Origin of the sequence: Pseudomonas sp. SJZ103 (assembly GCF_007828335.1) — a bacterium.
Classification (GTDB): domain Bacteria; phylum Pseudomonadota; class Gammaproteobacteria; order Pseudomonadales; family Pseudomonadaceae; genus Aquipseudomonas.
The window spans coordinates 201,576-226,722 of sequence record NZ_VIUN01000011.1; the positions used below are offsets into that span (position 1 = coordinate 201,576).

Here is a 25,147-nt window from a genome sequence, read left to right on the forward strand (position 1 = left end):
TATTCAAATGCAAATCCCATTACCCGTCACTGTCAGTGACTGGCGCTACAAGACAGCCAGCAGCGGCGGCTTGACCGTAGTATTCGCGGCCGCCGCTGGCGGTGCATTGACACTGACCGACCCCAAGGGAGTCGACCAGCAGTTTCGTTATGGCTCGGTCGGGGTCGGCATGGGCATCGGCGCGCGCCTGCCACGTTTCGGCAAGGTCAACTTGCACGTGCGCGGCAAGAGCGTCGGGGCCGCTGGCGCAAGCGAAGACTTTCCGGCGTTTGGCCAAGTGCTGGTTGCAGACTCGATCGCTGCCCGCGGTCTGACCCGGGAGGACTTCCAAGGCGCTTGTGTGTTCATTGAAGCGGGCGTGGGCCTGGTCGGCGGAGCCAGCGGCTCGGCCATGCTGTTCGGTCTGGACCCCAAGCTGCTGGCCATGGCCGCCGCCACACTGACGCCTATGGGCAACCTGCTCCTGCCCCACGACAGCACGACGCGCCTGCTGCGCTCAGCCAAAGGCGTGATCGTCGCCGCTGGCCTTAACGTTGGACTGCAGGCTGGGGGCGGCGCGACGATTTCCTTGGGCGGGCTGTTCTGATCATCAGCCCTCGCGGGCGTGCGGCTCGCCAGGTTCGAGCAAGGCTGCGGATGGGCAGTAAACGGCCCGAAACTGCCGCAGCACCGCTGATGTCAGTCACCATCTCGTGGTCGGAGCACTGAAAAGGTCTATTGCTCGCCATACAGGTCACGGTGAAACTTCCCTCACAGCATTTCTTTGCGTGCAGTCCGCAGATGGATCGCCTATTTACACGCGCTCATCGGTCTCAAGTATCTGGCTAATGAGGTTGCACACAATCGGCAGCCTCTCATGGCGACGAAACAAAGCCCCCACCTCTGAAAAAATGGGAGGCCCAGCTATCGCCCTAAAGACAACATTCGGCAGTTGGATAGTTTGAATCAGAACGTTGGGAATGACCGCTATACCCACGCCCAGTCCCACCTGTGTCAGTACTGCGACCAGACTTCCGGGAACCGAACCAATGTATGGATCGAATCTCCCGCGCTTGGCCACCTCACGCAACCCTGACGCTTGTTCAGGTAGCACAAACAACTCGCTCGCAAGCGCGCTCGGGCGAATGTCATCATCTGTCTTTGCCAGGATATGGTCAGCTGGCAACGCCAGGCAGAAGCGGTCTCGCGCCAAAATACGGCTGGAGATTGCATCAGGTAGCTGTACGGGCATGCGGACAAAGGCTACATCAATCCGCCCATCCTCAAGAAGTGCCGTGAGCTGTTCGGTAGGGAGTTCCTTGGTGTTCACCATGACGTCTGGCCACTGATTGCGAAAGCGCTGGACTTGGTCTTGGAGTACCCCGAAAAAGGCGGCTGAACCCACGTAGCCGATTTCCACTCGACCAACCTGGCCTCGGCCTGCACGTTGGCCCACATTAATAGCCCTCTCAAATTGTTCAAGGGTTGAGCGGGCTTCTGTCAGAAACGCTTCCCCAGCCGGCGTCAAAGCGACAGACCTCTTTGTTCTATTAAAAAGCCTGGCTTCTAACAAGCTCTCGACTTCCTGGATCTGCGCAGTGAGCGTTGGGGCAGACACGCCCAGTTGCTCAGCTGAGCGTGAAAAATGTAGATTTTCCGCAACTGTGACGAAGGAGCGAAGATGGCGAATGTCCATGTCACTTGACTCCCATATTCAGTTTTTCTGAATTATATGACTAATAGGCTTTATTGTTCTGAATTGTCTCCCCTGTTTCAATCATGGACTCACTTTCCTAGGAGTTCACCATGTTCCGTCTCCCCCACATCGCAGTCGCTGTTGGCCTTGCTGGATCCCTCACACTTGTTTCCTTGCCAGCAGCCGCAGCATTAGATTTGCCCAACCAGCCAGTTCTGACGCTTGCCGCCGCTCAACAGATCCTCACGGCAGCGCAAACGAAGGCGCAAACGGCTGGGTGGCCATGCGTGATCTCAGTTGTCGATAGTGCTGGTCTGCCCATTCTCCTGGCTCGCATGGACAACGCCGCTGTGCCAGCAGGCGTTGAGCTGGCCCCCGGGAAAGCACGCACAGCCGCTCTATTCCGCCGTCCCAGCGGTGCGTTAGAAGACGCTATCAACGGCGCCAGACCTGCCGCCATCACCGCCCAGGGCTTTGTGCTGATGCGTGGCGGTTTTCCGATCGTCGTCAACGGGCACACCGTTGGGGCCGTAGGCGTATCCGCGGACACACCCCAGCACGATGAAGAGATCGCTCAGGCCGGGCTAGCTGCATTCAGATAAACGCTTTCTGATCTCGCTACTCGCATCCGCTGCGGTGTATGTGCTGATGCGTAGCAAAAAAAGCCAGAGCCAGAGCCCTGCAAAACATGAGTAAACATATATGTCGATAAATGACCTGAAAATTACTCATCCGGTTGGGACTGACGCAATCATTTTTGACCTTGATGGCACTCTCGTCGACTCTGCGGGCGACATGACAGCGCAACTGAACACTATTCTTATCGAGCGGAATCTTGAGCCAGTTTTAGTCGCAACAACTTCATTATTCCTCGGCGACGGAATGCGTTCATTTGCCAGGCGGGCGTTCTGCTTGCGGGGCGTGAATGATATGGAAGAAGCGATCGATACCTTCATCTCGCGCTACGAACATACTGACCACCTGATGACAAAACCCTATGAGGGGGTAATTGAAACCCTCAGCGCGTTGCGAAACGCGGGATGGAAAATATCGGTTTGTACGAATAAAAACGAATTGATTGCCATCGATATTCTCAAGCAAACCGACCTGTTGAGATTTATGGATGTGGTTTGTGGTGGGGATAGCGTGTCCTTTAAGAAGCCTGACCCTAGACACCTAAGTACAGTGGTGGCGCTGGCCGATTATGAAAAGCTTTCCAAGATAATGATCGGAGACAACTGGAACGATTTTGAAGCTGCCCGTGCGTATGGAATTCCGTTTGCCTTTGCCAGTTGGGGCTATGGATCTCTGCCCGACGATTGCAAAGCCGTTAACCTCATAAAATTCAGTGACATTCTCGTCGTCGTTGGCTTGCCTGTGCATTGAACGTCGCCTGCTAATTGCAGGCAGCGCAGTCAAAACTCTTTAAAGGTTCGTAGTGAGGTCCTCTACGTTGGGGACGGTGCAGTCGCGCCACAGAACGTATAAAAATCCAAGGCCTTTGGGTCGAAGTGTGTTTTTAACGGTACCAGTGATGATCTGGCGGGGGATTCCACTTCAGTCGTCGATCGCCACAGCGCGCCTGGCCTCGGTAGGCACCATGGTTGCCGGACTGCGGACGCGCATTGTCCAACCACCCCCACTCCCCTTATCCTCGACGCTCCCCGTCCGTCCAAAATCGGAGTCGCCATGGACCTCGCCACCCTAGCCCTCTTCCTCCCCGCCTGCTTCGCCCTGAACATGGCGCCCGGCCCCAACAACCTGCTATCCGTGAGCAACTCCACCCGCTATGGCTACCGCACTTCATGCCTGGCCGGCATCGGCCGCCTGCTGGCCTTCGCGGGCATGATCGCCCTCGCCTCTGCGGGGTTGGCGGTGGTGTTGCAAACCTCGGAACTGCTGTTCTACGCGATCAAGATCCTGGGCGCGGCGTATCTGTTGTATCTGGCGTTTCAGCTGTGGCGCGCGAATCCCCAGGCGGAGGCGGAATCGGTAACCGCCAAGGTAAGCCTGTGGGCACTGGCGCGGCAGGAGTTTCTGGTGGCGGCAGGCAACCCGAAGGCGATTCTGATCTTCACCGCGTTCCTTCCGCAGTTCGTGGTGCCAGGCCAACCCATCACCCCGCAATTCGCCCTGCTGGGCGCGATGTTCCTGGTGTTGGAATGGATCGCCATCAGCGCCTATGCCTACATGGGCCTGCACATGCGTCGCTGGTTTGCCGAGCCGCGTGGCAAACGCCTATTCAATCGCTGCTGCGCGGGATTGTTGTCGGCGGCGGCGACGGTGTTGTTGACCGCGCGCAGGGCTTGAGGGAAAAAACATGACCCGCAACGAACTCTCCGACCTGTACCTCGGCTACATCGACTGCCTCAACCAACAGGATTGGAACCGACTAGGCGACTTCGTCCACCCGGACGTGAGCTACAACGCCAAGATGGTCGGTCTTGAGGGCTATCGCGCCATGCTGGAGCGCGACTTTCGCGAGATCCCCGACCTGCGGTTCCACATCCAGTTGCTGATCGCCGACCCGCCCACCGTCGCCAGCCGGCTGAACTTCAATGTCACGCCCAGGGGCGAGTTTTTCGGGTTGCCTATCAATGGTCGCCAGGTGGCGTTCTCGGAGAACGTTTTCTACACGTTCGTCGACGGGAAAATCGCGCAGGTCTGGTCGGTCATCGACAAGGCGGCGATCGAACAGCAGTTGGCCGGCTAGACTCCACGCACCCATTCTCACGTGGAGCCCGATCATGAAAAGCAAAACCACCCTCTGCCTCTGGTACAACGGCACCGCCGAGGAGGCTGCCAACTTCTACGCCAAGACCTTCCCCGACAGTGCGGTGAACGCCGTGCACCTGGCACCGGGGGATTATCCTTCGGGTAAAAAGGGCGACGTATTGACCGTCGAGTTCAGCGTCTTGGGCATCCCGTGTATCGGCCTCAATGGCGGCCCGATATTCCCCCACAGCGAAGCGTTTTCCTTCCAGGTGGCCACCGACGACCAGGCCGAAACCGATCGCTACTGGAACGCCATTATCGACAACGGCGGCCAGGCCAGTGCCTGCGGTTGGTGCAAGGATAAGTGGGGGTTATCGTGGCAGATCACGCCTCGGGTGTTGACGGATGCGGTGGCACACGCTGATCCGGCCATTGCCAAGCGTGCATTCGACGCGATGATGACCATGACCAAAATCGACATTGCGGCGATAGAAGCTGCGATAAAGGACTGACCGCCTACGTCTACGAAACGAGCACAGACAAGAATGACCTTTTCCACTTCGATGCACACATCGACACCCTCGAGTAACCGACCATGAGCGACGGCGTGCATATCAGCCCACGGACCATTCCGGTGCCCTCTTCGATCAGCCCCGAAGCCCAGGCGATGCTCAAGCGCATGGTGGGTGAGGATGGCGTACCGTTGAACGCTCTGCACGTCATGCCGGCGCCCGACGACCACGACGGCTGGCGCCGCATGCAGGCCACCGTTGCCGAGCACTTCGCCGCAACCACCGCCGGCCAGGCGGCCTCACTGCGCGCGAGCCTGCATACCCTGCGCGTAGAAAACGCGACCGTGCACGTGGCGACGCCGTCGGATCACACGGGCGGCGCCTACATCGACCTGCATGGCGGTGCCCTGGTATTCGGCGGTGGCGAAAACTGCCGCGTCGCGGCCGGGAGGCAGGCCGACCTGCACAACATGGTCTGCTACGGCGTGGACTACCGCATGCCACCCGATCATCCCTACCCGGCGGCACTGGATGACTGCATGGCCACCTACCGCCATGTGCTCAAGCATCACGCCCCGGACCGTATCGTGATCGGTGGCCGCTCGGCCGGCGGCAACCTCGCAGCGGCCCTGGTATTGCGTGCCCGCGACGAAGGGTTGCCCCTGCCGGCGGCGCTGGTGTTGTTGTCGCCGGAGGTGGACCTGACCGAGTCGGGCGACAGTTTTCATGTCAACCGCACGGTAGACGTGGTGCTGCCCAACCCGCTGATGGGCACCAACCTGCTGTATGCCGCCGACGCGGACCTGGCCCACCCGTACCTGTCGCCGCTGTTCGGTGATTTCAGCCGGGGCTTCCCGCCCACCTTCCTGCAAAGCGGCACGCGGGATCTGTTCCTGTCCAACACCGTGCGCCTGCATCGGGCCTTGCGCCAGGCACGGGTGCCGGCGCAGTTGCACGTGTTCGAAGCGATGCCCCATGGCGGTTTCATGGGCGCGCCGGAAGATGCAGAGCTTGCACAGGAAATCCGCGCATTTGTGCGTGAACACCTGCAACGCCCTTGACACATTTACTGACACCCCCTGAAGATGGAGGCCTCATTCAGGGTGTGTCAGTTTATGTCCGCAACCTCAGTCGTTAACCTTTCTGTCATTGGCTTGATTGCCAAGGCGCAAGGTTGCGTTGCGCACGCCCTCAAATCGAAGAAACAGTCGCTCATGTGACCGGGGCGCGCTGTCCCGTCAGATGAGCTGACAGGACATTGAGCGCGGACTCCCTCCCCCTTGCACAATTGCCCATGCCCTTCTGACGGTGACTCAAGCGGTCAATCATCAGGAGAAGTGCATGTCATCGTTTCAAGGTATCTGGGTTCCCGTGGTCACGCCGTTCCAGGATGGCGCCATCGACTTTGTCGGTCTGCACCGCCTGGTCAGCCACCTGCTGGACAAGCACGTGGCCGGGATCATGGTGTGCACCACCACCGGCGAAGCCGCATCGCTCAGCCGCCAGGAACAGCTGGCTGTGCTGGATGCGGTATTGCAACAAGTGCCGTCCCACCGTGTGGTGATGGGCCTGGCGGGCAACAACCAGATTGAGCTGCTGCAATTCCAGGCCGAGATCCTCAAGCGCCCGCTGGCGGGTTTGCTGGTGCCGGCGCCGAGTTACATCCGCCCTTCCCAGGCAGGTCTTGAAGCGTTCTTTCGCACGGTGGCCGATGCGTCCAGCGTGCCGATCATTCTCTACGACATTCCCTACCGCACCGGCGTGACCTTCGAGCAGGCCACCTTGCTGAACATCGTCGCGCACCCGCGGATCGTGGCGATCAAGGACTGCGGCGGCAACCTGGGCAATACCCTGGCGCTGTTGACCAGCGGTGAGGCGGATGTGTTGTGTGGCGAGGATCTGCAGATCTTCAATGCGCTGTGCCTGGGCGCCAGCGGCGCGATTGCCGCGTCGGCCCATGTGTGCACCGAACAGTTTGTGGCGCTGTGGCAACAGGTACGGGATAACCAGTTGGCTGAGGCGCGGGCGACGTTCCTTGGCCTGGTGCCGTTGATCAACACGCTGTTCATGCAGCCCAACCCCGCGCCAGTGAAAGCCGCGCTGGCGCTGGAGGGGTTGATCGACAGTGAGTTGCGGGCGCCGATGCAGCGGGCAACCGAGGCGGTCATCGCAAAACTGCAACGGCTTTCACGCCACGCCCAGTAACCTGTGGTGAGCGAGCTTGCCTCGCGCGGGGCAAGCCCGCTCACCACAGAAGCTCAGGGCATCAGGAAATCTGCCCCCCCACTTGCCGGGCCATATGCAAACTGTGCAACGTGATCTCGCGCACCGCCTGCTTGCTCAGTTCGATATGCCGCTTCAGCAGTTGCTGCGCCTGATCACCCTGCCGTTGCACGATGGCCGCAAGTATTTGCCCATGCTCTTCGTACGTCGCCGCAATGCGTGGCGCCTGGGTAAAGTCCAGTCGCCGGATGATACGGATCTGCTCCGTGATCGCGTAGTGCATGCGCGCCATTTCACGGTTGCCGGTGGCTTCCACCAACGCGCAATGAAAACGCTCATCCAGCGCCGATACGGCCTGGGCGTCCCGCAGGCGCTCGTCCTCCTGCACCTGCCAGGTGGCCTGCAACGCGTGCAGCATCGGGTTCGGTGCGTCCATCGCACATAACCGGCTGACAGCGGCCAGTTCCAACACGATGCGCACGTCGTAGAGTTCTTCGAAGTAGGCGAAATCGAACGGTTTCACCTGCCAGCCACTGCGGAAATACACCTCCAGATACCCTTCCCGCTCCAAGCGATACAGTGCCTGACGCACCGGCGTGCGGCTGGCGTGCATGCGTTCGGCCACCTCGCCTTCGCTGAAGCGATCACCTGGCAGCAGGCGGAAGTCGAAGATATCCGCCTTGAGCTGTGCGTAGATCTGCTCGGCCAGGCTGTCGGGGCGTGTCTTGGCCCGCATGTTTAACCGCGACTCGCAATAAAGGCGCGCCAGCCACCGAACTCGGTGATATCGAGGGCATCGGCCAGCGCCCATGGCTCGCAGATGAAGCCTTTGACGCTGCGCCCATCCGCCAGCAGCAGGTTGCCGATCCCCAACGGCGCGGGGATCTCGGCGACGAACTCGCCGAAGCGTGCGAGGGGTATGTCCCACAGCTCGACGATGATCGCCCGACCGCTGTCCGCCTTGGCCAGCCCTGGCTTGGGCGGCACGGTGCCCGGCAGCGCGTACAGGCGGTATGTGTCGGCTGTCAGGGTTTGCTCCACCAGCACCGCGTTGCGACGGGTGAGCTGCACGTTGAGCGGCATGCCGGTGAGGTGCGCGCCCACCACCGCCACGCGCACGCAGCCGGGCGCTTGGACGGGTGCGGACGGTGCCGGCAGAGAGCGCTGGGTGGCGCCCAAAGGCAGCTCCAGGCTGGCTTGCCAGCGCTTGCCCAAGTGCGCCAGCGCCGTGTCATGCCAGGCCGGTGCGAGCAGGGTAATGCCGCTGGGCAAGCCATCGGCGCGCAAACCGGCCGGCAGCGCCAGGGCCGAGAGGTCGGCGAGGTTGGTGAAGTTGGTGTAGTAGCCGAACTGCGAGTTGTAGCGCACCGGTTCTTCAGCCATCTCGGCCAGGGTGCGCAGGGTTGGCGAAGTCGGCACCAGCAAGGCATCGAAACCGGCCAGGCTGTCATTGATGCGCCGGCTCAGTTCGGCCCGCAGGTATTCGGCTTTGTAGGCATCGCAGGCGCTGTACTGGCGGCCATTTTCGACAATGCCGCGCACCACCGGGTTGATTGCCTCGGGCTGGTTTTCCAGCATGCTTTCCAGGGCCACGGTACGTTCAGCGACCCAAGGGCCAAAGTACAACTGGTCCGCCAGTTCCTTGAACGCAGTGAAATCCACCGGGGTGATCACCGCGCCCAGCGCCTTGAAGTGTTCGACCGCGTGTTCGAACACGGCCTGGTTCTGGGTATCGCCGAAAAACTCCAGGGCCTGCGGGATGGCCAGCTTGATCGAAGCGCCCACCGCCACCGGCGCCGTGTTGGGATTGGCGCGGGAATAGGCATCGCTGGGGTCATATCCCGCCGCGACGTGCGCCACGGTCTCGGCGTCTTCCACGGTCAGCGCAAACACCGAGACACAATCCACCGTACGACAAGCCGGCACCAGGCCGGTATTGGACAACCGTCCCTTGGTCGGTTTCAAGCCGACGATATTGTTGAACCCCGCCGGTACACGCCCGGAGCCCGCCGTGTCGGTGCCCAGGGAAAACGCCACCAGCCCACGGGCGACCACCGACGCAGAGCCGGAGCTGGAGCCGCCGCTGACGTAATCCCCATCAAAACTGTTGCCCACCGCACCATACGGGGAGCGCGTGCCCACCAGGCCGGTGGCGAACTGATCGAGGTTGGTCTTGCCCATCAGGATCGCGCCGGCTGCGCGCAGCTTCTGCACGACCGAGGCATCCTGCGTCGCCCGGTAGGCAAATTCGGGGCAGGCGGCAGTGGTGTCCCAGCCGGCCGCATCGATGTTGTCCTTGATCGCAAACGGCACGCCATACAACGGCAGCTTGGTCATATCGCCGCCCAGCGCTGCCAGCCGTTCGCTCAACTGTGCCAGTTGCCCGGCCAATGCCTGCGGTTGAGCGCGGGCGATCCAGGCGGTGTCCTCGGCGGGGTATTGGGTGGCCACCGTGAGCAGAATATCCGGGGTGATCGCGCCGCTGCGGTAAGCGGCCTGCCATTCACCGAGGGTCCAGCCAAAAACGTTGTGCATGGGAAACTCCATCTTGTATCCAAGTTTGGATTTCTCTAAAGCAAAGCCCACGCCAGGTCACTCTGCCAATGATTACGCGGGTATCGCCGCAAAACGTGCGCGTAGATGGCGCACCCGGGCATCGCCCATGCGCCAAAAAAAGACATTCAATGGCCCCCTCGGTTGCGACCGACCCGATACCGACCTACTGTTCCAGACCATGCTGTGCCATTTGCTGTCCCCCACCCTAAGCCCCCAGGTGACGACATGCCCACACTACCCCGCCCTGCCGTACTCGAACTGATCGGCAACACGCCGCTGGTGCGGGTCAGCCGTTTCGATACCGGCCCCTGCACACTGTTCCTCAAGCTTGAATCCCAAAACCCCGGCGGCTCCATCAAGGATCGCATCGGCCTGGCCATGATCGACGCCGCCGAACGCGACGGCCGCCTGCGCCCCGGCGGCACCATCATTGAAGCCACCGCCGGCAACACCGGGCTGGGCCTGGCGCTGGTCGGCCGGGCGAAAGGTTATCGGGTGGTGCTGGTGGTGCCCGACAAGATGTCCACGGAAAAAGTGCTGCACCTCAAGGCCATGGGCGCCGAGGTGCATATCACCCGCTCCGATGTCGGCAAGGGCCATCCCGAGTATTACCAGGACATGGCCGCGCGACTGGCCAAGGATATTGACGGTTCGTTCTTCGCCGACCAATTCAACAACCCGGCCAACCCCCTGGCCCACGAAACCAGCACCGCGCCGGAAATCTGGGCGCAAACCCAACACGATGTGGACGCGATTGTGGTGGGCGTCGGCTCGGCCGGCACCCTCACCGGCCTGACACGCTTCTTCAAACGAGTGCAGCCCGAGTTGGAAATGGTCCTCGCCGACCCGGTGGGTTCGGTGATGGCCGAATACAGCCGCAGCGGCAAACTGGAAACACCCGGCTCGTGGGCGGTGGAAGGCATCGGCGAGGACTTCATCCCGTCGATTGCCGACCTGTCCAGCGTGCGCCACGCCTACTCCATCAGCGATGAAGACAGCTTCGACCACGCCCGCCAACTGCTCAAGGCCGAGGGCATTCTCGGCGGTTCATCCACCGGCACCCTGTTCGCGGCGGCGCTGCGTTATTGCCGCGAACAGAGCGTGCCCAAGCGCGTGGTCACCTTTGTCTGCGACACCGGCACCCGCTACTTGTCGAAGGTCTACAACGACCAATGGATGACCGATGCCGGCTTGCTGCACTACAAGCACTACGGCGACCTGCGCGACCTGATCGCGCGGCGCTTCGAAGATGGCCGCGTGATCAGCGTGAGCCCCGACGACACCCTGCTCACCGCCTTCCAGCGCATGCGCCTGGCGGACGTGTCGCAACTGCCGGTGCTGGTGGGCGGCCGCGAACTGGTAGGAGTGATCGATGAGTCCGACATCCTGCTGGGTCTGCATCATGATGCGGCGGACTTCTCCATGATTGTCGCCAGCGCCATGAGCGACAAATTGCAAACCCTGGACCCCGGCGCCAGCCTGGCCGAACTGCAAGCCGAACTGGACCGCGGCCTGGTCGCCATCATTGCCGACGCGGCGGGCTTTCACGGCCTGATCACCCGCGTCGACCTGCTCAACCACCTGCGGAGATCCCTTGCATGAGCCTGCCCGATAAAAGCGCGTTTGCCACCCGTGTGATCCACGCCGGGCAGTCACCCGACCCGACCACGGGCGCGCTGATGCCGCCGATCTACGCCAACTCCACCTACCTGCAAGACAGCCCCGGCGTACACAAGGGCTTCGACTACGGCCGCTCCCACAACCCCACGCGATTTGCCCTCGAGCGCTGCGTGGCCGACCTGGAGGGTGGCAGCCAGGCATTTGCCTTCGCTTCCGGGCTGGCGGCGATCTCGACGGTGCTGGAGTTGCTGGATGCCGGCGCCCATATCGTGTCCGGCAACGACCTGTACGGCGGCACCTTCCGCCTGTTCGACAAGGTGCGCCAGCGCAGTGCCGGGCACCGTTTCAGCTTTGTCGACCTGAGTGATGTAGCGGCGTTCGAAGCGTCCTTGCAGGACGACACACGCATGGTCTGGGTCGAGACCCCGAGCAACCCGCTGCTGAGCCTTACCGACCTCAGCGCCATCGCCCGGATCTGCCGCAGCCGCGGCATTCTCTGCGTGGCCGACAATACCTTCGCCAGCCCGTGGATCCAGCGTCCGCTGGAATTGGGTGTCGACATCGTGGTGCATTCCACCACCAAGTACCTCAATGGCCACTCCGATGTGATCGGCGGCATCGCCATCGTCGGCGACAACCCCGAACTGGCAGAGCGCGTGGGCTTTTTGCAAAACTCGGTCGGCGCCATCGCCGGCCCGTTCGACGCCTTCCTCACCCTGCGCGGCGTGAAAACACTGGCCCTGCGCATGGAGCGCCATTGCAGCAACGCCCTCGACCTGGCCACCTGGCTGGAACAGCAACCGCAAGTATCACGGGTTTATTACCCAGGCCTGGCGTCCCACCCGCAGCACGAACTGGCACGCAGGCAGATGCGCGGGTTTGGCGGGATGATTTCAGTCGACTTGAACAGCGACCTGGCCGGCGCCACGCGCTTCCTGGAAACCGTCAAGCTCTTCGCCCTGGCCGAAAGCCTGGGCGGCGTGGAAAGCCTGATCGAACACCCGGCAATCATGACCCACGCCAGCATCCCGGCAGCGACCCGCGCGCAGCTGGGGATTGGCGACGGGCTGGTGCGGTTGTCGGTGGGGGTTGAAGATGTAGAGGATCTACGAGCGGACCTGGCGCAGGCCCTGGCACGGATATAAATCCCCCAGCCAACAAAGATCAACTGTGGGAGGGGCTTGCTCCCGATAGCGGCGTGTCAGGCACTGAATATTTGTCTGAACCACCACCATCGGGAGCAAGCCCCCTCCTACATTGAGTAGGCGTCACGCCTGGATTATGTTGGCACGCGCCGAATGCAGCTTCTTGTAGCTCTCGATCAAGCGCAAATGCCGGTCCAGCCCTTCCAGCTTCATGCTGGTCGGTGTCAGCCCATGGAAGCGCACACTGCCGTTGACCGAGCCGATCACCGCGTCCATCCGCTCATTGCCGAACATGCGGCGGAAGTTGGCTTCGTAGTCCGCCAGTTCCAGGTCGTCGTCCAGTTCCATCTCCAGCACCGCATTCATCGCCTGGTAGAACAGGCCACGCTCGGCGGTGTTGTCGTTGTACTGCAGGAACATCTCCACGCACTCCTTGGCCTCTTCGTACTGCTGCAAGGCGAGGAAGATCAGCAGCTTCAATTCGAGAATGGTCAGTTGGCCCCAGGCCGTGTTGTCGTCGAACTCGATGCCGATCAGGGTGGTGATGTCGGTGTAGTCGTCCAGCTCGCTTTCGATCAAGCGTTCGACCAGCGCCTGCAGTTCGGCTTCGTCCAGGCGGTGCAGGTTGAGGATGTCCTCGCGGAAAAACAGCGCCTTGTTGGTGTTGTCCCAGATCAGGTCGTCCACCGGGTAGATTTCCGAGTAGTCCGGCACCAGGATGCGGCAGGCGGTTGCGCCGAGGTGTTCGTACACCGCCATATAGGACTCTTTGCCCATGCCTTCCAGAATGCCGAACAAGGTCGCGGCCTCTTGGGCGTTGGAATCTTCACCCTGGCCGGAGAAGTCCCACTCGACAAACTCGTAGTCCGATTGGGCGCTGAAAAAGCGCCACGACACCACACCGCTGGAGTCGATAAAGTGCTCGACAAAGTTGTTCGGCTCGGTCACCGCCTGGGCTTCGAAGGTCGGCTGCGGCAGGTCATTCAAGCCTTCGAAGCTGCGGCCCTGCAGCAGTTCGGTGAGGCTGCGTTCCAGCGCCACTTCCAGGCTTGGGTGCGCACCGAACGAGGCGAACACGCCGCCGGTGCGCGGGTTCATCAAGGTCACGCACATCACCGGGAACTCGCCGCCCAGAGACGCGTCCTTGACCAGCACCGGGAACCCCTGGGCTTCCAGGCCTGCAATACCCGCCAGGATGCTCGGGTACTTCGCGAGCACGTCAGCCGGTACGTCCGGCAGGGCAAATTCACCCTCGATGATTTCGCGCTTCACCGCCCGTTCGAAAATCTCCGACAGGCACTGCACCTGGGCCTCGGCCAAGGTGTTGCCCGCGCTCATGCCGTTGCTGAGGTAGAGGTTCTCGATCAGGTTGGACGGAAAATACACCACCTCGCCATCCGACTGGCGCACGAACGGCAGCGAAACGATGCCGCGCGCTTCATTGCCGGAGTTGGTGTCGAACAGGTGCGAGCCGCGCAGCTCGCCGTCGCGGTTGTAGACCTTCAGGCAGTAGGCGTCGAGGATTTCGCTGGGCAGTTCATCATTCGGGCCCGGCTGGAACCAGCGTTCGTCCGGGTAATGCACGAACGGCGCATTGGCCAGTTCCTCACCCCAGAACTGGTCGTTGTAGAAGAAGTTGCAGTTGAGCCGCTCGATGAACTCGCCCAACGCCGACGCCAGGGCGCCCTCCTTGGTCGCGCCCTTGCCATTGGTAAAGCACATCGGTGAATGCGCGTCGCGGATATGCAGCGACCACACGTTCGGCACGATATTGCGCCACGAGGCGATCTCAATCTTCATACCCAGGCCGGCGAGAATCCCGGACATGTTGGCGATGGTCTGCTCCAGCGGCAGGTCCTTGCCGGCAATATAAGTGCCCGCCTCGCTGCCCGCGCTCGGCATCAACAAGGCCTGGGCATCGGCGTCGAGGTTGTCGACTTCTTCGATCACGAACTCAGGCCCGGCCTGCACCACTTTTTTCACGGTGCAACGGTCGATGGAACGCAGGATGCCCTGGCGATCTTTATCGGAAATATCAGCCGGCAACTCCACCTGGATCTTGAAGATCTGGTTATAGCGGTTTTCCGGATCGACAATATTATTTTGCGACAGGCGAATATTGTCCGTGGGGATGTTGCGCGTGCTGCAGTACAACTTGACGAAGTACGCCGCACACAACGCCGACGAAGCCAGGAAGTAATCGAACGGCCCCGGTGCCGAGCCATCGCCTTTATAGCGAATAGGCTGGTCGGCAATCACCGTGAAGTCATCGAACTTGGCTTCAAGCCGGAGGTTGTCGAGAAAGTTGACCTTGATTTCCATGGGGGCACACCAGAATAACGGGCTAAACAAAAATGGCCGCTATTATGAGGTTTTTCATTGGGAAGTTTCAGGCTTTTGACCAGTGGCTGACGAAATCGTCAATGTGCATTAATCTTCTGCACGTTCGCGCCGATGGACTGTTTGGAACCAGGGAGTAATCGGAATGCGCAACAATCAGCCCGTTACACAGCGCGAGGTTTCACTCGCGCCTTCGCAAAAACTCATCTCCGCCACCGATGTTCAAGGGATGATCACCTATTGCAACGACGCCTTCGTCGATATCAGCGGCTTTGAACGCGTCGACCTGATCGGCGCCCCCCAGAACATCGTGCGTCACCCCGATGTTCCGCCGGCCGTTTTTGCGCACATGTGGAGTGCGCTCAAGCAAGGCTTGCCGTGGATGGGCATCGTCAAGAATCGCTCGAAGAATGGCGATCATTATTGGGTCAATGCCTATGTCACGCCAATCTTCGACGGCAGCCGGGTGGTTGGTTTTGAGTCTGTGCGGGTCAAGCCCACAGCCGATGAAATCCGCCGCGCCCAGGCCCTCTACCGGCGTCTCAGCCAAGGCCAGCCGGGCGTGCCCCGCCAGGATGCCTGGCTGCCGGCGGCCTTGAGCTGCGTGCCTTATGTTGCAACCGCCATTGCTGGCAGTGTCGCCGGGCTGTTTCTCAGCGCACCGGTGGCTGTCGCAGTGGCTGCGGCTGTCGCGCTGCCGGTAGGCCTGTTGTGCTCACGCGGGCGCCAGAGCAGTACCTTGCGGCTGCTGGAGGGGGTTGAGCCCTCGACGTCGGATGCCTTGATCGCGCAGATGTACAGTGATGCACGTGGCCCGCAGTCACGCTTGGAAACCGCGTTTATCAGCCAGGCCGCACGCCTCAAGACCTGCCTCACCCGCCTGCAGGACAGCGCCGAGCAACTGAGTACCCTGGCCGGGCAATCCGATCAGCTGGCCAGCGCCAGCGCCAGAGGCCTGGACCGCCAGCGCCAGGAGACCGAACAGGTCTCGGCGGCCGTCAACCAGATGGCCGCGACCACCCAGGAAGTCGCCAGCCATGTGCAGCGCACTGCAGATGCCACTCAGCAGGCCAATGTCCTGACCGGCCGCGGCCGCGAAGTCGCGCGCGATACCCGCGAAGCAATCGAGCGCCTGTCCGTCGTCGTCGGGGAGACCGGCGTGACCGTGGCGCAACTGGCCAGGGACAGTGACGAAATCGGCAGTATGGTGGATGTGATCAAAGGCATCGCCGACCAGACCAACCTGCTCGCCCTCAACGCTGCGATTGAAGCGGCGCGGGCCGGCGAGCAAGGCCGAGGGTTTGCCGTGGTAGCCGACGAAGTGCGCCAACTGGCCCAGCGAACTTCGCAATCGACCACCCAGATCCATGGCCTGATCACCAAGCTCCAGGCGTCCTCCAACAACGCGGTGCAAAGCATGCAAAACGGCCATCGCCAAGCCCAGGAAGGCGTGGCCTGGGTGCTTGAGGCGGACCAGGCCCTGGTGGGCATCAGCGAAGCGGTGTCGCATATCACCGAGATGACCACCCAGATCGCCGCCGCCACCGAAGAACAAAGCGCCGTCGCCGAGGAGATCAGCCGCAACATCACCACCATCGCCGAACTGGCCGACCAGACCTCGATACAAGCCCATCAATCCACGGACCTGAGCAAGGAATTGACGAATACCGCGTCCACCCAATACGCGTTGGTGGAGCGCTTCAATCGCTGAAGGCAGACAAGCCTCTCTGATAGTCATCCCGCTTACTGTGGTGAGCGGGCTTGCCACAACAAGCCCGCTCGCCACACGATAACCACTCAAACGAAATACCTCCTTGCCCCTTCGACACAAACACGCTACAAATCCCACCACGAAGTTGTACGACAACCTAAAAACAAATCCCCATCCCCGACGATGGTGCCTACTGCCCGAGCCCTTCATGACTGCCCCCGTCTCCCTGCAAAGCACCCCTGCCCTGTTCTCCCGCCCCATTGCCGTGTTGATTCTGCTCTGCATGGGCTGTGCCTTCGCCGGCAATCACATCGCCGCTCGCGTCGCCTTCGATGATGGCGCCGGTGTGCTGTTGGCCATTCTGCTGCGCTCGGGTGGCACCTTGCTGGTGCTGGCCGCTTTGGTGCTGTGGCAACGCCAAAGCCTGCGCCTGCCGGCAGGTGCATGGCGCTGGCAAGTGCTGCTGGGCCTGCTTATCGCCACCCAGAGCCTGTGCCTCTACTCCGCCGTCGCCCGCGTGCCGGTAGCGCTCGCGCTACTGGTGGGTAACGTATTCCCGATTTTGCTCGCCCTGCTCACCTGGGTATTAGGCGGCCCACGCCCAACGACGCGCACCGCCTTGCTGATGGGCTTGATCCTGCTGGGCCTGGTGTTTGTGCTGGACGTACCCGGCCGCCTCTCAACCAGCGCCGATATCGGCCCGCAATGGCTGCTCGGCGTCAGCCTGGCCTTCTGCGCCGCCTTCGTGTTCGCCTGCGCGCTATGGATCACCGACCATAAGTTGTCCCAGGTTCGCGGTTCAGTGCGCAGCCTGCTGACGATCTTCGTCGTGTTCAGCAGCGTCAACCTCGCCGGCCTCAGCGGCGCCCTTCCCGGCGGCCTGAACCTGCCGGCCACCAGTACCGGCTGGCTGGCACTCGCGACGTTGGTGGTGCTGTATGGCACCGGTTTTATCGTGCTGTTCATTTCGGTCCCGCGCCTGGACATGCCGCGCAATGCGCCGGTCATGAACATTGAGCCGCTGGCGACGTTGCTGATGGGCTGGATCGTGCTCGATCAAATGCTCAGCGCCGGGCAGATGCTCGGCGGCGTCATCGTGGTGACCGGGATTGTGCTGCTGACGTATCGCAAGTCTGCGCGGTAACGATAGATCCCCGCCTGACCTGGCCCAATTCCTGCCTCCTCCACTCCCAACCAGTCGCTACTGACTATGCGGACGACTCTTTTGAGCCCGGCCGCCTATCCCCCTTCCCCGGATAATCCAGCATCCCCGACCCCTTCCGAGGCCTTCCCCATGACGAGCCCCTCCACCGAACAGGTAAGCCCCCAGACCCTGCGCAAGGTCATCATCGCCGCCGGCATCGGTAACTTTGTCGAGTGGTTCGACTTCGCCGTCTACGGTTTCCTCGCCACCACCATCGCCCAACAATTCTTCCCCAGTGGCGACGCCAGCGCGGCCTTGCTCAAAACCTTCGCGGTATTCGCCGTGGCATTTGCCTTCCGGCCCCTGGGCGGGATTTTCTTCGGCATGCTCGGCGACCGTATCGGGCGCAAACGCACCCTGGCCATGACTATCCTGCTGATGGCCGGCGCCACCACCTTGATCGGCCTGCTGCCCACCTACGCCGCCATCGGCGTCGCGGCGCCGATTCTGTTGTCACTGATCCGCTGCGCCCAGGGCTTCTCCGCCGGCGGCGAATACGCCGGTGCCTGTGCCTATCTGATGGAGCATGCACCCAGCGACAAGCGCGCCTGGTACGGCAGCTTCGTGCCGGTGTCGACATTCTCCGCCTTCGCCGCCGCCGCCGTGGTGGCATACGCCCTTGAAGCGTCGTTGTCCGCCGAGGCGATGGGCAGCTGGGGCTGGCGCCTGCCGTTCCTGATCGCCGCGCCGCTGGGCCTGGTGGGCCTTTACCTGCGCTGGAAGCTGGATGAGACGCCTGCCTTCCAGGCCGTGAAGCAGGAGCACGCGGTCGCCCACTCTCCGCTCAAGGAAACCTTGCGCAACCATGGTGCGGCGATCTGCTGCCTGGGCGCTTTTGTGTCACTGACGGCGCTGTCGTTTTATATGTTCACCACCTACTTTGCGACGTACCTGCAAGTGGCCGGTGGGCTGAGTCGGGCGATGGCGTTGCTGGTGTCGCTGATCGCGCTGATCTTCGCCGCGGCGATTTGCCCGCTGGCGGGGCTGTATTCGGATCGCGTGGGGCGTCGGGTCACGGTGATGACGGCGTGCGTGTTGTTGATGGTGGTGGTGTATCCGTCGTTCCTGATGGCCAGTTCCGGCTCCTTCGCGGCATCTATCGTCGGGGTGATGTTGCTGGCGGTGGGCGCGGTGTTGTGCGGGGTGGTCACGGCGGCGTTGCTGTCGGAGACCTTTCCGACCCGCACGCGCTATACCGCCTCGGCGATCACCTACAACATGGCGTATACGATCTTCGGCGGTACCGCGCCGCTGATGGCCACGTGGTTGATCAGCACCACAGGCAGCAACCTGTCACCGGCGTTCTACCTGATTGCCGTGGCGTTGCTGGCGTTGGCGGGTGGCCTGGCGTTGCCGGAGACGTCGAGGATTTCGCTGCATGACGTGGGCGATGAGGACAAAAGCCCGGCGCCGCTGCTCTCGCGTTAAGCACTCACACCATCCAAACCGTAGCAGCGGCCGACGCAGCCTCGCTGAAGCTCGTCAGCTGCTACACGGGATGCCCTTTGCTTATCGGGTCCTCACGCTTCAATTGAACAACAGCGCCACACGCCACTGAGCGGGTATGATCCAGGCTGCCCCCGGCCGATTGGACCCACGCATATGCCCACCTCCCAAACCCGCCCTGCTCCCGCGCCCTTGCTCAAGCCCGGCGAAACCGTGGTGTTGTTCGACGGCGTGTGCAAACTGTGCAACGGCTGGGCAAGGTTCCTGATTCGCCATGACCGTCAACGACGCGTGCGGCTGGCAGCGGTGCAATCCCCCGAAGGGCAGGCACTGCTGGCCTGGGCCGGGTTGCCGCTGGATCAGTTCGACACCCTGGCGGTGATTCGCGACAGGCACTATTGGGTGCGTTCGGATGCAGTGTTGGAAATCATCGCGCAACTGCCTCGCGCCTGGCGTCCCTTGCTGCTGTTGCGCGGTATCCCGCGCGTACTGCGGGATTGGGCCTACGATCGCATCGCGCGTAATCGCTATCGGCTCTTCGGCAAATACGACACTTGCCTGTTGCCGGATGCGGATCATGAGCAGCGCTTTTTGAAGGGGCCGTTATGAACACCTTGGTGCGCATTAACTGGATCGCCCGGGGCGGCTTGGCGTTCATGTTTGGCTACCATGGGCTGGTGCCAAAGCTGCTGTGGTTGAGCGAGGGCGAGCGGACGATGATCCACGCGCATGGGATCGAGCAGGTGCAGGTGGTTGCCATGCTGGCTGGGGTTGGGGAGATAGCTCTGGCGTTATGGATAGTACTTTCGCCGCGCAGTGCCTGGCCGATTGCGGTGGCTGCAATGTCACTGGCGGGGCTGCTGGTGGATGTGGCGGTGTTCAGTCCGGCGCTGCTCAGGGAGGCGTTTAATCCTGTGTCGCTGAATGTCGCTGGGTTAGCGCTGTGCGCGGTGGCTTGGTGTGCCAAGCCCTCAGAGGGCGCTCACCTGAGCGCAACATCCAGTGCTGATAGAAAAACCTGATTGCCGCCGTACCACTCGCCGCTCGTTTATTCAGCCCCCGCCAATAGCCCAACCAACTGCCACGGCGTCATCTTCGTCACCATGATCATCACGATCACAAACATCCCCAAGAACCCGAAGACGCCCAGCCAGAACCATTGCCGGTACACACCACGGTATCCATCATCCAGCACCGTGTCGGTCTCGACCGCCCGAGAGGCCATCTGCTGCAAGCGCTTCTGCAGTACCAACACCGGCAGCCACAGCGAGCCCACGCAGAGGAAGATGATCAACGCGGTCAGTACCCATTCAGTGGTCACAGACAGCCCGGCAAGCTGGATCAGCAGCAGGCCCGTGATGATCTGAATAACGCCCGCCGGCGTGGTAATCCAGGTATCAAACCGTACGACCATGCGCGCCACATGGGCGATCACTTGCGGGTTGGCGGTGCGACTGGCGGCGATCAGGTAGAGGTACGAGCCCATGCCGAAGCCGAACAGGAAAATCGCCGCGATGATGTGCAGGTACTTCAGGCACAGGTAGAGCATCCGTCAGGCCTGCCCGTCAGAGAAGCGCACCGTCAGGCTCAGCTTGGTCGGTTCGTTGATGGCGGCCATGTATTCGTCGACGCTGATTTCGCCTACGCACGGGCGGGCACCGGGTTCGGGCACGTAACCGTGGGCCATTTTGGTGGCAAGGGCGACGGCTGCGCAGCTGGGGATTTCCGGGCCCTTGTCGTCCAGGGCCGTGAGTTGCACCGCCAGGGTCAGCGGCTGACCGTGCATGCCCAGGCCTTGCACGTCGATGTACATCGCGCTTTTGCCATCACCCAATCGTTCGAACCAGGTGCCCAGGCGATGCAGTCTGGCGGCCCATGCAAGGTGGTCGCGCACGATACCCATGCGTAGCGCTTGCGCCAGCAGATAATTGGCGACACCGCCCAGCTTGAGCCCCGCACCGGCCTTGAAGCGCAGGGTATGGGCGCCATAACGGCCAGCGAATATATCCATGTCAGGCACGTCCACATTGGCCAGCACCCGCGTGCCGAGCTGGGGCATCCTGCGCAGGGTCAGGTCCTGCCAGCCCAGCACTTCGTGCACTTGGCCCTGCTTGAGTTGCTTGATCGGTTTGCCCGCGTAGGCAAGCACACCTTCGATGGTCGACAGCCCCGGCATCTTCGCCGAAGAGGAAATGCCATGCTCGATGGTGTCGATGCGCATAAAGCGATAGCGGTACCGGTCGATGATGGCGGACGACAACGTCGGCACAGAGCTGCAACCGCTGAGGACGGCCACGCCCGCCTGCCGGGCTTTCGCATCCAGCACGCCGACGCCATTGACGAAGGTCCGGCAGTCCGACAGGTCGCAGTAGTTCACGCCCGCGTCGATGCAGTGCTGGGCGACGGCATAGGATTGCCCCTGGAACGGGCCGCCGGTGTGGATCACCAACTGGATGTCCATCGACTGCAAGACGCCAGCGAACCCGGCCGCCATGGCATCGCCGCACCAGCTTTCGCACACGCGGCCGGAGGACGTTTTCAACCCATCGACTTTGCCCTGCAACTTGTGTGGGTGGCGGCCCGAGACCACCAGTTCAATGCCCGGCGCGCCCGCCAGGTGTCGGCAAATGATGCTGCCAAAGTTGCCGTAGCCGCCGATCACCATCACCCTGAGTGCCATTGCATGTTTCCCTGATCAATCGATTGCGCGCGGGGCCTGAGGCAGGCCGGCGGCTGAAACGGCTAAAGATACCCGATTTGCTTAACCGCCTGAGCCAGGATCGACACTCAGGCAGCATTGCTCCCTTGCCTCAGGGCTGCTTACGATAAAACCCGGTCAGATAGTCCTGGCTGTCCGGCGCCGAGTTGTGCTCGATCACAGCGAAGCCCTTCACCAGTTGGATGTGATACGGCCCGGCCCGAGGCGGCGCCTGGGGTGTGCGCACGATGATCAGGTTTGCGGTTTCCATCGGCACGCGTTGGTGCGTAGTGATGATGACCTTGTCGGTGCCGGTGTCTTTGAGCGTCACGCTAAGTTCCGCCACCTCCCGGCCCTGGGCATCGCGGTCGGGAAGGATTTTCAGGTCGAGGTCACCGTCGCGGCCGAGGAAGTCGTCGCGCATCTGGTAATGGCCATCGCGCTGGTCACGGGCCACGTCGCCGAGTTTGTCGTACTCAGGCTCCCGGTCCTGCCTGTGCAGTTGAATCTGCAGTTCAGGCTGGTCGCCCTTGGCGCCGCTGACCCAGGTGCCCGCGTAGGCATAGGGTTCGACGGTTTCCCGCGTGATGCGCCAGATGCCGGTTTGACGGCCGTCATCGGCATATTCGTGCAGGTAGATAAACGACTGGTCGCCGTATTCACCCTGATTACCCACCAGCTTGATCGGCTTGCCGCTGCCGCTTTTGGTGTAGCGCAACTCACCGATCAGCACCGCGCCCTGTTGCTGGTACCAGAGTTGCACCGGGATCTTGCCGTTGAGGGTGCCGGCCAGGAACTCGGGGTCTTCGTTTACCGGCCCTTCCAGCCTTGGCGTTTCCAGCCATTGACCGTCCTTCCACTCGCCGGTGGTGCGCAGCATGTAGCCGCTGGGCATGCTGTTGTTGGCGTCATCGTCGGTCGCGGGCACTTCTGCCTGAGTGTACGAGCTGAGTTTTACCAGTTCGCCGTCGCGCATCTGATAGCGGCTGGCGCGGGTCCAGCAGCAACCTCGGTCGGTCTGCGAATGAATAGTGCCGTCCTTGGGATTGACCGAAAACATCCCGCCGGAGGTCTCGTTGGCCAGCTCGGTCAAGGGACCATTGAGCACCCAGTGGGGCTTCTGCGGGTCTTGCAGGTAGACGTCGTAACTCGACTGAAAGTCTTTATCCGCGCCGTTGCCATTGCGGATCGCCAGGTCCTGGCGGCCATCCTGGTTGATATCGGCGAAGTACACCACGCCGTTCTCCCCCATCAGGCGCCAGTCCTCGGTTTTACCTTGCTGGTCCAACGGCACATGGGCATCCGGGGTCTGCAATTGCTGAAGGATTTCGAGTGAGCTTTTATCGCGCAGGGTGATGAGCGCCGGCGCCAGGTGCTGCAAGTCCTGCGGCAACTCCGGGAACAACACCTCGACCAGGTAGTGACCGCTGGGGTCATTGACCGAGAACGAACGGGGCTCGGCCATGACGGGAGCGGCCAGGGCCAGGGACAGGAGTACACCGCTGAGTCGCGTACGCATCCAACGCATCCTTGCTGAAATTCGGGGGCGGCAGTGTAAAGGCAAATGGCGAAGGCTTCGAACAAATCGCTGTTTAGGCGCACTCAATGGCTGCTATGTTTTGTGCCTCACGAGCCAAAGGATGTGCCATGGAACCGTTAGCCACCAACGCTGCACTGGTGATCATCGACATGCAGCAGGGTATGAATGATTCGAAGCTCGGGCGCCGCAATAATCCGCAGGCCGAGCAGCAGTTGCAGCAGTTGCTCGGCGCCTGGCGGCAGTCGGGGCGGCCTGTGGTACACGTCAGGCACATCTCCCGTACCCCCGGCTCTGTATTCTGGCCGGGCCAGCCGGGCTGCGAATTTCAGCCTGCGCTGCAACCGCTGGCCCACGAACACGTAGTGGAAAAGAACGTACCTTGTGCCTTCACCGCCACGGGGCTGGAACGCTGGCTGCATGCGCGTTCGATCAAGCAACTGGTGATCGCCGGGGTGATCACCAACAACTCCGTCGAAGCAACGACGCGCACAGGCGGCAATCTTGGCTTTGACGTGATCGTCGCCGCCGACGCCTGCTACACCTTCGATCAAACCGATTTGTCCGGGCGCCTGTGGCCGGCCGAGGACGTGCACGCGCTGTCACTGAGCAACCTGGCAATGGACTACGCCAGGGTGGTCGAGACGGCTGGGATTCTCAGCGCTCTGCGCTGAACACGCCGGCCTGCGCCAGCATTTCAACCAGCGCTTCGGGCCACACCGTTTCCTCGGTGGCACGCAGCGCCTGGGCCGACCACCAATGATGGTCCGCCATTACCTGGGTCTCTTCCAGCGTCCATTCGGCCTTGGACAGTTCGCTGCTGGCGGCGCGGACCACAAAGTAGTGCTCGACGGCCGACACCGTTTCACCGCTGGGCAGCATCAGCGCAAATCGGCGCTCAGCGATGGGCGCTGCAACGGCCTGCACCTGGATACCGGTTTCCTCGCGCAGTTCACGGATGGCAGCCGCCTCGAAAGTCTCCCCGGCTTCAACGCCGCCGCCCGGGGTGGCCCAGTAATTTTTACCGGCCAACGCGCCGTTTTTATGGACGAACCTGAACAACAGCACCTCGTGCGCGGGGTTGATCACCAGCAGTCGTGCTGCTTTTCGTTCACGCATGGGTGTATTCCTTGGGTAGTTTTCCAGTAATTGCGCAATGGTCTTGGCAGCTCCCTTGCTTTAGCCGAGTGCGGGGACGCCGGCAAGGGCAACCTGGCCGACCCCAAGCGTTTCGGCACCGTGGATTACAACCTGGGCGTGGTCAACGGCATTCTCAACGTCGAAGCGCTGCGCCTGGCCCAGGAAAAAGGCATCACGCCGCGGGATTGCAGCCAAGAGCAGTAAAACGACCCAACTGTGGAAGGGGGCTTGCTCCCGATAGCGGAGTTTCAGTCAACAGATTCATTAGCTGATCCACCGTCATCGGGAGCAAGCCCCCTCCCACATTCAGACCGAGGCGTGTCAGCCCACGCCTACTTCAACCACGCGACTTTTGGCAGTCGCCCATGCGACCGAAATCTGCCGGATGTAAACAGCTCAACTGTGGAAGGGGGCTTGCTCCCGATAGCGGAGTGTCAGTCAACAGATTTATTAGCTGATCCACCGTCATCGGGAGCAAGCCCCCTCCCACATTCAGACTGAGGCGTGTCAGCCCACGCCTACTTCAACCGCGCGACTTTTGGCAGTCGCCCATGCGACCGAAATCTGCCGGATGTAAACAGCTCAACTGTGGGAGGGGGCTTGCTCCCGATAGCGGAGTGTCAGT

General features: G+C 61.7%; 25 protein-coding genes. 17 read left to right on the top strand and 8 right to left on the bottom strand.

Annotated features, from left to right (window positions below):
* Positions 1–7: 7 nt before the first annotated feature.
* Complete coding sequence (locus FBY10_RS22430) at positions 8–586, top strand: hypothetical protein (protein WP_053129475.1); 579 nt, start codon at positions 8–10, stop codon at positions 584–586.
* 207 nt (positions 587–793) lie between these two features.
* Here FBY10_RS22430 and FBY10_RS22435 read toward each other — a convergent pair whose 3' ends face one another.
* On the bottom strand, positions 794–1,675 hold the full coding sequence (locus FBY10_RS22435) for a LysR family transcriptional regulator (protein WP_145337733.1): 882 nt from the start codon (positions 1,673–1,675) through the stop codon (positions 794–796).
* A 110-nt stretch (positions 1,676–1,785) separates the two neighbouring features.
* Between FBY10_RS22435 and FBY10_RS22440 the strand changes: the two genes are divergently transcribed.
* The 7 genes from FBY10_RS22440 to dapA all read left to right on the top strand — a co-directional run bounded on the left by FBY10_RS22440 (position 1,786) and on the right by dapA (position 7,107).
* Positions 1,786–2,277 carry a heme-binding protein gene (locus tag FBY10_RS22440; RefSeq protein WP_131696128.1) on the top strand — a complete coding sequence of 164 codons (492 nt, stop codon included), beginning with the start codon at positions 1,786–1,788 and terminating at the stop codon, positions 2,275–2,277.
* Between the two features lie 100 nt (positions 2,278–2,377).
* A complete protein-coding gene (locus tag FBY10_RS22445) occupies positions 2,378–3,061 on the top strand; it encodes an HAD hydrolase-like protein (protein WP_145337732.1) in 684 nt (227 codons plus the stop codon).
* A gap of 303 nt (positions 3,062–3,364) precedes the next feature.
* The gene (locus FBY10_RS22455; protein WP_131696126.1) at positions 3,365–3,985 is read left to right on the top strand and encodes a LysE family translocator; all 621 of its coding nucleotides are present in this window, start codon (positions 3,365–3,367) and stop codon (positions 3,983–3,985) included.
* 10 nt (positions 3,986–3,995) lie between these two features.
* Positions 3,996–4,388, top strand: coding sequence for an ester cyclase (locus FBY10_RS22460; RefSeq protein WP_145337731.1), 393 nt, complete (start codon positions 3,996–3,998; stop codon positions 4,386–4,388).
* Positions 4,389–4,422: 34 nt separating this feature from the next.
* Positions 4,423–4,902: a VOC family protein gene (locus tag FBY10_RS22465; RefSeq protein ID WP_145337730.1), complete on the top strand. Its 480-nt coding sequence runs from the start codon at positions 4,423–4,425 to the stop codon at positions 4,900–4,902.
* A gap of 83 nt (positions 4,903–4,985) precedes the next feature.
* Positions 4,986–5,963: an alpha/beta hydrolase gene (locus tag FBY10_RS22470; RefSeq protein ID WP_145337729.1), complete on the top strand. Its 978-nt coding sequence runs from the start codon at positions 4,986–4,988 to the stop codon at positions 5,961–5,963.
* A 280-nt stretch (positions 5,964–6,243) separates the two neighbouring features.
* The gene (gene dapA / locus FBY10_RS22475) at positions 6,244–7,107 is read left to right on the top strand and encodes a 4-hydroxy-tetrahydrodipicolinate synthase (RefSeq protein ID WP_145337728.1); all 864 of its coding nucleotides are present in this window, start codon (positions 6,244–6,246) and stop codon (positions 7,105–7,107) included.
* A 61-nt stretch (positions 7,108–7,168) separates the two neighbouring features.
* On the opposite strand, the gene FBY10_RS22480 is transcribed toward dapA, so the two are convergent.
* Entirely contained in the window at positions 7,169–7,861 is a 693-nt protein-coding gene (locus FBY10_RS22480) for a GntR family transcriptional regulator (protein ID WP_145337727.1), read from the bottom strand.
* A 2-nt stretch (positions 7,862–7,863) separates the two neighbouring features.
* Positions 7,864–9,660: an allophanate hydrolase gene (gene atzF / locus FBY10_RS22485; protein ID WP_145337726.1), complete on the bottom strand. Its 1,797-nt coding sequence runs from the start codon at positions 9,658–9,660 to the stop codon at positions 7,864–7,866.
* A 246-nt stretch (positions 9,661–9,906) separates the two neighbouring features.
* On the opposite strand from atzF, the gene FBY10_RS22490 reads away from it, so the two are divergent.
* Both FBY10_RS22490 and FBY10_RS22495 read left to right on the top strand, forming a co-directional pair.
* Positions 9,907–11,283 (top strand): cystathionine beta-synthase, encoded by a 1,377-nt coding sequence (locus tag FBY10_RS22490; protein WP_131696119.1) that lies wholly within the window; start codon positions 9,907–9,909, stop codon positions 11,281–11,283.
* On the top strand, positions 11,280–12,446 hold the full coding sequence (locus tag FBY10_RS22495; RefSeq protein ID WP_145337725.1) for a cystathionine gamma-synthase: 1,167 nt from the start codon (positions 11,280–11,282) through the stop codon (positions 12,444–12,446). Before FBY10_RS22490 ends, FBY10_RS22495 begins: the two co-directional genes overlap by 4 nt.
* 123 nt (positions 12,447–12,569) lie before the next feature.
* On the opposite strand, the gene FBY10_RS22500 is transcribed toward FBY10_RS22495, so the two are convergent.
* The gene (locus tag FBY10_RS22500) at positions 12,570–14,768 is read right to left on the bottom strand and encodes an OsmC domain/YcaO domain-containing protein (protein ID WP_131696117.1); all 2,199 of its coding nucleotides are present in this window, start codon (positions 14,766–14,768) and stop codon (positions 12,570–12,572) included.
* Positions 14,769–14,931: 163 nt separating this feature from the next.
* Here FBY10_RS22500 and FBY10_RS22505 point away from each other — a divergent pair, with 163 nt between their 5' ends.
* The 5 genes from FBY10_RS22505 to FBY10_RS22525 all read left to right on the top strand — a co-directional run bounded on the left by FBY10_RS22505 (position 14,932) and on the right by FBY10_RS22525 (position 20,169).
* Entirely contained in the window at positions 14,932–16,497 is a 1,566-nt protein-coding gene (locus FBY10_RS22505) for a PAS domain-containing methyl-accepting chemotaxis protein (protein WP_131696116.1), read from the top strand.
* Positions 16,498–16,705: 208 nt separating this feature from the next.
* The gene (locus FBY10_RS22510; protein WP_145337724.1) at positions 16,706–17,641 is read left to right on the top strand and encodes an EamA family transporter; all 936 of its coding nucleotides are present in this window, start codon (positions 16,706–16,708) and stop codon (positions 17,639–17,641) included.
* Between the two features lie 150 nt (positions 17,642–17,791).
* Entirely contained in the window at positions 17,792–19,129 is a 1,338-nt protein-coding gene (locus FBY10_RS22515) for an MFS transporter (RefSeq protein ID WP_131696114.1), read from the top strand.
* 174 nt (positions 19,130–19,303) lie between these two features.
* Entirely contained in the window at positions 19,304–19,756 is a 453-nt protein-coding gene (locus FBY10_RS22520; RefSeq protein WP_131696113.1) for a thiol-disulfide oxidoreductase DCC family protein, read from the top strand.
* The gene (locus FBY10_RS22525) at positions 19,753–20,169 is read left to right on the top strand and encodes a DoxX-like family protein (RefSeq protein WP_145337723.1); all 417 of its coding nucleotides are present in this window, start codon (positions 19,753–19,755) and stop codon (positions 20,167–20,169) included. Before FBY10_RS22520 ends, FBY10_RS22525 begins: the two co-directional genes overlap by 4 nt.
* A gap of 26 nt (positions 20,170–20,195) precedes the next feature.
* Here FBY10_RS22525 and FBY10_RS22530 read toward each other — a convergent pair whose 3' ends face one another.
* From FBY10_RS22530 to FBY10_RS22540, 3 genes are all read right to left on the bottom strand, one after another.
* Complete coding sequence (locus tag FBY10_RS22530) at positions 20,196–20,696, bottom strand: DUF2269 domain-containing protein (protein ID WP_145337722.1); 501 nt, start codon at positions 20,694–20,696, stop codon at positions 20,196–20,198.
* 3 nt (positions 20,697–20,699) lie between these two features.
* A complete protein-coding gene (locus tag FBY10_RS22535; RefSeq protein ID WP_145337721.1) occupies positions 20,700–21,827 on the bottom strand; it encodes a saccharopine dehydrogenase family protein in 1,128 nt (375 codons plus the stop codon).
* Positions 21,828–21,957: 130 nt separating this feature from the next.
* The gene (locus FBY10_RS22540) at positions 21,958–23,364 is read right to left on the bottom strand and encodes a hypothetical protein (protein ID WP_145337720.1); all 1,407 of its coding nucleotides are present in this window, start codon (positions 23,362–23,364) and stop codon (positions 21,958–21,960) included.
* 128 nt (positions 23,365–23,492) lie between these two features.
* On the opposite strand from FBY10_RS22540, the gene FBY10_RS22545 reads away from it, so the two are divergent.
* Positions 23,493–24,056 (top strand): cysteine hydrolase family protein, encoded by a 564-nt coding sequence (locus FBY10_RS22545; RefSeq protein WP_145337719.1) that lies wholly within the window; start codon positions 23,493–23,495, stop codon positions 24,054–24,056.
* On the opposite strand, the gene FBY10_RS22550 is transcribed toward FBY10_RS22545, so the two are convergent.
* Positions 24,040–24,501: an NUDIX hydrolase gene (locus FBY10_RS22550; protein ID WP_145337718.1), complete on the bottom strand. Its 462-nt coding sequence runs from the start codon at positions 24,499–24,501 to the stop codon at positions 24,040–24,042. The two genes, FBY10_RS22545 and FBY10_RS22550, sit on opposite strands and share 17 nt — an antisense overlap.
* A 30-nt stretch (positions 24,502–24,531) precedes the next feature.
* On the opposite strand from FBY10_RS22550, the gene FBY10_RS22555 reads away from it, so the two are divergent.
* Complete coding sequence (locus FBY10_RS22555; protein ID WP_145337717.1) at positions 24,532–24,726, top strand: hypothetical protein; 195 nt, start codon at positions 24,532–24,534, stop codon at positions 24,724–24,726.
* Positions 24,727–25,147: the final 421 nt, after the last annotated feature.

Excerpts from the sequence above, each read along its gene's own strand:
- FBY10_RS22430 (WP_053129475.1), top strand. The coding sequence starts at position 8 with ATGCAAATCCCATTACCCGTCACTGTCAGTGACTGGCGCTACAAGACA.
- FBY10_RS22435 (WP_145337733.1), bottom strand. The coding sequence starts at position 1,675 with ATGGACATTCGCCATCTTCGCTCCTTCGTCACAGTTGCGGAAAATCTA.
- FBY10_RS22440 (WP_131696128.1), top strand. The coding sequence starts at position 1,786 with ATGTTCCGTCTCCCCCACATCGCAGTCGCTGTTGGCCTTGCTGGATCC.
- FBY10_RS22445 (WP_145337732.1), top strand. The coding sequence starts at position 2,378 with ATGTCGATAAATGACCTGAAAATTACTCATCCGGTTGGGACTGACGCA.
- FBY10_RS22455 (WP_131696126.1), top strand. The coding sequence starts at position 3,365 with ATGGACCTCGCCACCCTAGCCCTCTTCCTCCCCGCCTGCTTCGCCCTG.
- FBY10_RS22460 (WP_145337731.1), top strand. The coding sequence starts at position 3,996 with ATGACCCGCAACGAACTCTCCGACCTGTACCTCGGCTACATCGACTGC.
- FBY10_RS22465 (WP_145337730.1), top strand. The coding sequence starts at position 4,423 with ATGAAAAGCAAAACCACCCTCTGCCTCTGGTACAACGGCACCGCCGAG.
- FBY10_RS22470 (WP_145337729.1), top strand. The coding sequence starts at position 4,986 with ATGAGCGACGGCGTGCATATCAGCCCACGGACCATTCCGGTGCCCTCT.
- dapA (WP_145337728.1), top strand. The coding sequence starts at position 6,244 with ATGTCATCGTTTCAAGGTATCTGGGTTCCCGTGGTCACGCCGTTCCAG.
- FBY10_RS22480 (WP_145337727.1), bottom strand. The coding sequence starts at position 7,861 with ATGCGGGCCAAGACACGCCCCGACAGCCTGGCCGAGCAGATCTACGCA.
- atzF (WP_145337726.1), bottom strand. The coding sequence starts at position 9,660 with ATGCACAACGTTTTTGGCTGGACCCTCGGTGAATGGCAGGCCGCTTAC.
- FBY10_RS22490 (WP_131696119.1), top strand. The coding sequence starts at position 9,907 with ATGCCCACACTACCCCGCCCTGCCGTACTCGAACTGATCGGCAACACG.
- FBY10_RS22495 (WP_145337725.1), top strand. The coding sequence starts at position 11,280 with ATGAGCCTGCCCGATAAAAGCGCGTTTGCCACCCGTGTGATCCACGCC.
- FBY10_RS22500 (WP_131696117.1), bottom strand. The coding sequence starts at position 14,768 with ATGGAAATCAAGGTCAACTTTCTCGACAACCTCCGGCTTGAAGCCAAG.
- FBY10_RS22505 (WP_131696116.1), top strand. The coding sequence starts at position 14,932 with ATGCGCAACAATCAGCCCGTTACACAGCGCGAGGTTTCACTCGCGCCT.
- FBY10_RS22510 (WP_145337724.1), top strand. The coding sequence starts at position 16,706 with ATGACTGCCCCCGTCTCCCTGCAAAGCACCCCTGCCCTGTTCTCCCGC.
- FBY10_RS22515 (WP_131696114.1), top strand. The coding sequence starts at position 17,792 with ATGACGAGCCCCTCCACCGAACAGGTAAGCCCCCAGACCCTGCGCAAG.
- FBY10_RS22520 (WP_131696113.1), top strand. The coding sequence starts at position 19,304 with ATGCCCACCTCCCAAACCCGCCCTGCTCCCGCGCCCTTGCTCAAGCCC.
- FBY10_RS22525 (WP_145337723.1), top strand. The coding sequence starts at position 19,753 with ATGAACACCTTGGTGCGCATTAACTGGATCGCCCGGGGCGGCTTGGCG.
- FBY10_RS22530 (WP_145337722.1), bottom strand. The coding sequence starts at position 20,696 with ATGCTCTACCTGTGCCTGAAGTACCTGCACATCATCGCGGCGATTTTC.
- FBY10_RS22535 (WP_145337721.1), bottom strand. The coding sequence starts at position 21,827 with ATGGCACTCAGGGTGATGGTGATCGGCGGCTACGGCAACTTTGGCAGC.
- FBY10_RS22540 (WP_145337720.1), bottom strand. The coding sequence starts at position 23,364 with ATGCGTACGCGACTCAGCGGTGTACTCCTGTCCCTGGCCCTGGCCGCT.
- FBY10_RS22545 (WP_145337719.1), top strand. The coding sequence starts at position 23,493 with ATGGAACCGTTAGCCACCAACGCTGCACTGGTGATCATCGACATGCAG.
- FBY10_RS22550 (WP_145337718.1), bottom strand. The coding sequence starts at position 24,501 with ATGCGTGAACGAAAAGCAGCACGACTGCTGGTGATCAACCCCGCGCAC.